Source organism: Streptomyces niveus (genome assembly GCF_001723055.1).
Classification (GTDB): domain Bacteria; phylum Actinomycetota; class Actinomycetes; order Streptomycetales; family Streptomycetaceae; genus Streptomyces; species Streptomyces niveus.
In genome coordinates, this window is sequence record NZ_MDCR01000101.1 from 1 (window position 1) to 6,421 (window position 6,421).

Here is a 6,421-nt window from a genome sequence, read left to right on the forward strand (position 1 = left end):
TGGGCGGCGGCGGGGTCGGCGCACAGGGCGCGGGAACCACTTCGGCACGGAGCTCGGGCACCGCTGAGAGGCGCTGCCATCGGGGTGCTCGGACGGAGTTCATGCTCTGGCAACGCCGTACTCGACTCCGGAGTCACTCTGCCGGGCGTGTCGAGGGGGACAGCCGAAACGCTACTTCGAATGTGTGACCAAACGTGACCGAACCGTGGAGTGGACACCATGGCAACAGCATTGATCGACAACGACAACGCGTCGCCNNGCTGGCGTGGCTGCTGGTGGTGACGGGCGCGGCGGGCGTACTGGCGTCGTGGGTGATCACCATCGACAAGTTCAAGCTGCTGGAGGACCCGGGCTTCACCCCCGGGTGCAGTCTCAACCCGGTGGTGTCGTGCGGGAACATCATGACCAGCGACCAGGCGTCGGTGTTCGGCTTCCCGAATCCGATGCTGGGTCTGGCGACGTACGCGGCCGTGATGTGCGTCGGCGCGGGGCTGCTCGCGGGCGCGCGCTACCGGCGCTGGTTCTGGCTCGGGCTCAACGCCGGGATGCTGTTCGGTGTCGGCTTCTGCACCTGGCTCCAGTACCAGTCGCTCTACAGCATCGGCTCGCTCTGCCTGTGGTGCTCGCTGGCGTGGGCCGCCACGATCATCATGTTCAGCTACGTCACCACGCACAACATCACGCACCGGATCCTGCCCGCGCCCGCCGGACTGCGCACGGCGGTGGGGGAGTTCCACTGGGTGCTGCCGGTGCTGTGGATCGGCACCATCGGGATGCTGGTCCTCACCCGCTGGTGGGACTTCTGGACCAGCTGACCCACCACACGGCGGACGGCCGCCCGGAGAACGACGCTCGCGAGGCGAACGACTCCGTGCGGCCGTCGGTGGTACGGGAGTTGGGACCGTACGCGCCCGGCGCCGGGCCGGTGGGCGGCCCGGCCGTACTACTTCCCGAGCGGGATCCCGCCGAGCATCGCGCCGCCCTTGCCGGTCTGGCCGCCCTTGCCCCCCTTGCCGTGATTGCCCTTCCCCTTGGCACCGCCCTTGGCGCCGCCGTTCAGCCCCTTCGCCACGTCACCGAGGCTGTTGACGAGCGAGCCGTCGTTCTTCGGGTCCAGGGCGTTCGTGTTCACCACCGTGGGGTCGAGCCTCTCCTGGTTGGTCACCGTCTCGGCGGCCTGGCCCAGTCCGCCGTTCAGGCTCATCGGGAGGTTCTGGCCGGCGAACGCGGGGGCGGCGGCGCCCAGCGCCAGCACGGAACCGGCGACGACAGCGGCGACCTTCGTGGGCTTCATGGTGAGTCCTTCTTTCAGCGGTGGTTCTCGTTGCCTGATCTCGCCTCAGTAACGATCTCCGGCCGCGCCGGACACGACGAACGGCCGTGCGGGGCTCCGTGTTGACGGGGTCCGCACGGCCGTCGCGGCCTACGGGGGTGTTACGGGAGCTGCGGCGTCGACGGCACACCCGGAAGCTCGGGGGCCGGCACGGGAGCCTCGGCGCCCGGCAGCTTCGGCATCTCGGGCAGGCCCGGCAGGTTCGGGGCCGGCAGGGCGCCGTTCACGACCGTCGCGGCGGTGAGGTTGACCAGCGAGGTCACGACGGCCTCGGACTGGGTGGCGACGGCCTTCGCGTCCTTGGTGGCGGACGCCTTGAGCAGCGCGTCCGTCGACTTCTGTACGGAGGCGACGGCGGCGGTCGTCAGGTCGGCCGCGGCCGGGGCCTTGTGGTCGGCGCCCACGGCGTTCACCGGGTTGGCGTGGGCCGCGTTGTCCGCGGGCTTGGCCGGGTTGGCCTGCGCGGCGTTCCGCACGGCCTCCAGCCCCTTCTTGATGGCGGCCTGGTGCTTCTGGACGTCCGCGGCCGGGAGCCGGCCGTTCTCCGCCTTGAGCGCGGCGTCGAGTAGCGCGGTGACCGGCGTGATGGCGCCGGACAGGGCGCCCAGCGTCTGCGACTGCTGCCTGAGGGCCTCGACGTCGGCGACCGGGGCGTCGGCCACGTCGGCGCCGACTCCGGCCGGCGGCTGGTGGGCGGTGGTGGCGACGGCGGTACCGGCGGTGCCGAGCACGAGTGCGGCGCAGACGGCGGCGGCTGCGGCGCGGGATGAGACGAGGGAACGCATGAAAAGGTCCTTTCAGGACACGTAGGGGGTTTCGTCTTCACCGTGAGTCGCGGGGCCGTGGCCCGCAACTGTTCGGGAGCGTCGCCCCGTGTCCGCCAATCGGCCGCTTCGACCCCGCTGACCTGGACCGGACCGCCGGGGATTCTCACCCGTCCGGTTCGCGTGTCGCCGCCGAAAGGGTGGCCGGCCGGCCCTCTCGTACCCGGGACAGCCCCCCCTCGTACCGCCGACAGACCCTCGTACAGCGCAAGAGCCGCCCACCCCTGGCGGGGAGAGCGGCTCTTGCCGTGGGTGACGGCAGGTCTGACCGGAGTCAGATTCAGGCGTTGACGCAGGTGTTGCCGAAGGCCGGGTTGAGCAGGCCGATGACGTTGATGGTGTTGCCGCAGACGTTCACGGGGATGTGCACGGGGACCTGGACGGCGTTGCCGGAGATGACACCCGGGGAACCGACAGCCGCACCCTGGGCGCCGCTGTCGGCGATGGCGGCACCGGAGGCGCCGACGACGGCGGCGGCGGCCGCGGAGGACAGAACAACAGCCTTGGCGATACGCGACATGGGGATGAGCTCCTCGGTCTTAAGGGAATGGCGTTACGGGCGCAGTTGCCCGACTTACCGATCAACGCGACGCGTGCTGATCGGTTGCGGTCCGAATGAGTGAAGAAACGGTTCGGGTCCGGCGGTGCCGCCGGACCCGGCCGTGGCCGAAGGAGCGCTCGGGGGAGCTCCGCCGGAGGTCAGGCGTTGACGCAGGTGTTGCCGAAGGCCGGGTTGAGCAGGCCGATGACGTTGATGGTGTTGCCGCAGAGGTTGACCGGGATGTGGACCGGGATCTGAACCAGGTTGCCGGACAGGACACCCGGGGAGTTGGCCGCGACACCCTCGGCGGAGGCGCCGCTGGCGGAAGCCATGCCGGCGCCGGCGAGGAGAAGGGCGGCACTCGACGTTGCCAGGACGACGGACTTAGCGACTCGCTTCATCACCATATCCTTTCGATTTACCAATGGTGCGACAGGCTCAACGACCGGCGGCCGTTCGGGAAACGTGCGAGCGCCCGAAGAGTTGAAAAGTGGGCGGAACCTGGTTTGAGATCTGCCCGATTCCGGGAAAGGGCGGGTGCTTTGATACGGTCCGCGCGTCTCACGTGATTTTCAGTCCGCGCTCTGTAAGGGTGCACTGGCGATTCATTCTTCGGGTCGGAGAGTCTCTATGCGGGAAAGCGCGGTGCATGCGGTAAGGCGCGGTCTGCTGTACGCCGTGACGGCGACGGCGAGCGTGACCGCCGCCGCGGTGATTCCCCCCTCGGTTTCCTCGGCGGCCTCCGCCGAGGAGGGCACCCGAATTCCGTTCGGCGAGCGCTATCACGCGGTCCAGCACGGCGGGATCGTCCGGGCCGCCAACTCGGCCATCACCTGCCGTACCACGGGGACGTTCACCCCCGTCACTCCCGCCGACGCCGCCGCCTGCGACGCCGCCCGGGACAGCGCCACGGCGTCCAACGACCGGTACGACATGTTCTACACGGACCTTGACAAGGACCCGAACACCTACAACTCGACCCGGGGCGAACTGCGCGTACCGGCCGGCGGCGAGGTGAGTTACGCGCGGCTCTACTGGGGCGGGAACCTCCGCGTCGGTGAGCAGAAGCCGCCCAAGGACAACGGCCGCGTACTGATCGCCGAGCCCGGCGGCGCGTACAAGGAAGTGCTGTCCGACACGCTGATCGGCCACCGTACGGCCGGTGGCGCCGACGCCTACCAGGCCTCGGCCGACATCACCCCGCTGGTGCGATCCGCCGGCTCGGGCATGTACACGGTGGCGCAGATCAATGTCGCGATGGGCCGTACGGCGGCGGGTGCGTGGGGCGGCTGGACGATGGTCGTCGCGTACGAGAGGCCCGGGGACCCGCTGCGTCATCTGGCGGTCTGGGACGGCTTCGAGGCGCTCGACGACCGGCACCGGGAACTGGGGGTCGGGCTCGGCAGGCTGCCGACCCCGGCGCGCGCCAACGGCTCGCTCGGGATCGTCGCCTACGACGGGGACCCCGGAATCCGGGGTGATTCGGTGACCGTCGGAACGGGGCGCGGGAATGCGCGTTCGATCGCCGACCGTTCGAATCCGGCCGACGATGTGCTGAATTCAAGTATCGCGGATACAGGCTCCAATCTGATTAAACGACAACCCGCTTACAGGAACACTCTCGGATACGACTCCGATGTCTTCGACTTGCGTGAAGCACTCGTCCCAGGAGGCGACACTATGAACGTAAGTATCCGGACCGGGCGTGACTCGATCTGGCTCGGCGCGCTTTTCCTCGCGGTGGACGCGCGGCGCTGAGCCGGCTCACTCGGCGGCGCTTCAACAGCGCTTCCGAGTTCGTCGGATGGTCCGATCCACGACACCAGAGATCACGAGTGGAGTGAGTTACGCGTGCGGTCATCAAGGCACGGTCCCGGTCCCGGCTTCACCGTGCTGCATCTCGTCCAGCCGGTCGACGGAGGGGTGGGCCGCGTCGTCGCCGATCTCGTCCGCGCCCAAGTCGCCGCCGGAATGCGGGTCGTCGTGGCCTGCCCCGGCCATGGACCGCTCGCGGCGGACGTGGCCGCGCTGGGCGCCGAGACCGAGGTCTGGCACGCGACCCGCGACCCCGGGTTCGGACTGCCGGCCGAGATCCGGCGGGTCGCCGAACTGGCCGGGCGCATCCGCCCCGACGTCGTGCACGCGCACAGCGCGAAGGCCGGCTTCGCCGGACGTCTGGCCGTACGCGGACGCATCCCGACCGTGTTCCAGCCGCACGCCTGGTCGTTCGAGGCCGTCAGCGGTACGACGGCGGCCCTCGCCCGGGGCTGGGAGCGCCTGGCCGCCCGCTGGACCGCCCGGGTCGTCTGCGTGAGCGAGGCCGAGCGCGACCGGGGGGCGCGCGCCGGAGTACGGGCCCCCTGGTCCGTCGTCCACAACGGCGTCGACGCCGACCGCTTCCGCCCGGCGGACACCGCCGACGGGCTCTCCCCGACCGCCGCCGCCCGCGCCGCGCTTCCCCTGCTCGCCCAACTCCCGCCGGACGCACCGCTTGTCGTGTGCGTGGGCCGGCTCTGCCGGCAGAAGGGCCAGGACATCCTGCTCCGGGCCTGGCCGCTGGTCCTGCGGCAGTTGCCCCGGGCCCGTCTCGTCCTCGTCGGCGACGGCCCCGACGCCGAGCGGCTGCGCTCGGGCGCCCCGCCGACGGTGCTCTTCGCCGGAGCCGTACCGGACACCGCGCCCTGGTACCGGGCCGCCGATCTCGTCGTACAGCCGTCCCGCTGGGAGGGCATGGCGGTCGCACCGCTCGAAGCCATGGCCAGCGGACGCGCCGTACTGCTCAGCGATGTGGACGGGGCCAGTGAGAGCCTGCCGCCCGGCCAGCGCGCGCAGTGCCTGACCGCGCCCGAGGACCACGACGCGATGGCGACCGCGATCACCGCGCTGCTGCGCGACCGGCCCCTGCGCGAGAACTTCGGACGCGAGGGCCACCAGCACGTACTCAGCACCTATGACGTGCGGCAGACCGTGAGGGCCATCGCGGACGTGTACCGCGACGTGGCCGCAGTGCCGCGCTCCGAACGCAGGGAGCCGATCCCCCAGTGAACACGGACAGCACCAGCGTCCCCGCACCGTCCGGGCGCGGACCGTCAGCGCACCCGGCGCGCCCCGGCGCACTCGGCGCCCTCGGACCCGTGACGGTCACCACCGGACAGCCGCCGCTCGGGTTCGTCTCCCTCGCGCCACGCCGCGACGCGACCGACCGCCTCGCGCTGCCGAACCGCCGCCGTACGGCCGCGCCCCTGCGCCGCGCGCTGCCGCTCCTCGCCTCGGACGCCGCCGCGGCTCTGCTGTGCACCCTCGCGCTCGGCCCCGAACAACGCCACCCGGTCCTGATCGCGCAGCTCATCGCGTGCGTCGTCGTCCTCAACGCGTACGCCGGGCTCTACCGCCCGTCGGGGCCGTGGACGGTCCTCGACGAACTCCCCGCGCTGGCCGCGCGCATCCTCGTCGCGTGGTGCGCCGCCGCCGCGCTGTTCGCCGCGCTCGTCCCCGGGCACGCGCTGGACCTCGGCGCCCTGCTGGCGGGCAGCGGCACCCAGTTACTCGCCGCGTGCTGCTGCCGGGCCGCGGTCCACGGGCACCGGCGGCGCAGCGCGCGAAGCCGGCTCAGCTCCGCGCTGATCGTGGGCACGGGCCCGGCGGGCCGGCGGCTCGCCGCGCTGTTCGCCCACCACCCCGAGTACGGCCTGCGGCCCGTCGGCATCGTCGCCCCCGTACGCG

Annotated in this window: 6 protein-coding genes and 2 pseudogenes; 4 read left to right on the forward strand and 4 right to left on the reverse strand. The window is 71.4% G+C overall.

Annotated features, from left to right (window positions below):
• Window positions 1-259: 259 nt before the first annotated feature.
• A pseudogene (locus BHU15_RS13680) lies at window positions 260-815 on the forward strand (vitamin K epoxide reductase family protein); the annotation flags it as partial.
• A gap of 128 nt (window positions 816-943) precedes the next feature.
• Here the strand turns inward: BHU15_RS13680 and BHU15_RS13685 are convergent.
• The 4 genes from BHU15_RS13685 to BHU15_RS13700 form a co-directional block, all read right to left on the reverse strand.
• On the reverse strand, window positions 944-1,294 hold the full coding sequence (locus BHU15_RS13685; protein ID WP_069627433.1) for a hypothetical protein: 351 nt from the start codon (window positions 1,292-1,294) through the stop codon (window positions 944-946).
• Window positions 1,295-1,434: 140 nt separating this feature from the next.
• Window positions 1,435-2,118, reverse strand: coding sequence for a hypothetical protein (locus tag BHU15_RS13690; protein ID WP_079128122.1), 684 nt, complete (start codon window positions 2,116-2,118; stop codon window positions 1,435-1,437).
• 319 nt (window positions 2,119-2,437) lie between these two features.
• A complete protein-coding gene (locus BHU15_RS13695) occupies window positions 2,438-2,677 on the reverse strand; it encodes a chaplin (RefSeq protein ID WP_023541067.1) in 240 nt (79 codons plus the stop codon).
• Between the two features lie 179 nt (window positions 2,678-2,856).
• Window positions 2,857-3,099, reverse strand: a complete 243-nt coding sequence (locus BHU15_RS13700) for a chaplin (protein ID WP_069627438.1) — start codon at window positions 3,097-3,099, stop codon at window positions 2,857-2,859.
• Between the two features lie 229 nt (window positions 3,100-3,328).
• On the opposite strand from BHU15_RS13700, the gene BHU15_RS13705 reads away from it, so the two are divergent.
• The 3 genes and pseudogenes from BHU15_RS13705 to BHU15_RS13715 form a co-directional block, all read left to right on the forward strand.
• A complete protein-coding gene (locus BHU15_RS13705) occupies window positions 3,329-4,456 on the forward strand; it encodes a DUF3344 domain-containing protein (protein WP_069627434.1) in 1,128 nt (375 codons plus the stop codon).
• A gap of 93 nt (window positions 4,457-4,549) precedes the next feature.
• Complete coding sequence (locus BHU15_RS13710; RefSeq protein WP_069627435.1) at window positions 4,550-5,743, forward strand: glycosyltransferase family 4 protein; 1,194 nt, start codon at window positions 4,550-4,552, stop codon at window positions 5,741-5,743.
• A pseudogene (locus BHU15_RS13715) lies at window positions 5,740-6,421 on the forward strand (nucleoside-diphosphate sugar epimerase/dehydratase); the annotation flags it as partial. The gene BHU15_RS13710 and the pseudogene BHU15_RS13715, both read left to right, overlap by 4 nt.

What these genes read in the sequence shown, in the direction of transcription:
- BHU15_RS13685 (WP_069627433.1), bottom strand. Translation starts at nt 1,294, where the DNA reads ATGAAGCCCACGAAGGTCGCCGCTGTCGTCGCCGGTTCCGTGCTGGCG.
- BHU15_RS13690 (WP_079128122.1), bottom strand. Translation starts at nt 2,118, where the DNA reads ATGCGTTCCCTCGTCTCATCCCGCGCCGCAGCCGCCGCCGTCTGCGCC.
- BHU15_RS13695 (WP_023541067.1), bottom strand. Translation starts at nt 2,677, where the DNA reads ATGTCGCGTATCGCCAAGGCTGTTGTTCTGTCCTCCGCGGCCGCCGCC.
- BHU15_RS13700 (WP_069627438.1), bottom strand. Translation starts at nt 3,099, where the DNA reads ATGAAGCGAGTCGCTAAGTCCGTCGTCCTGGCAACGTCGAGTGCCGCC.
- BHU15_RS13705 (WP_069627434.1), top strand. Translation starts at nt 3,329, where the DNA reads ATGCGGGAAAGCGCGGTGCATGCGGTAAGGCGCGGTCTGCTGTACGCC.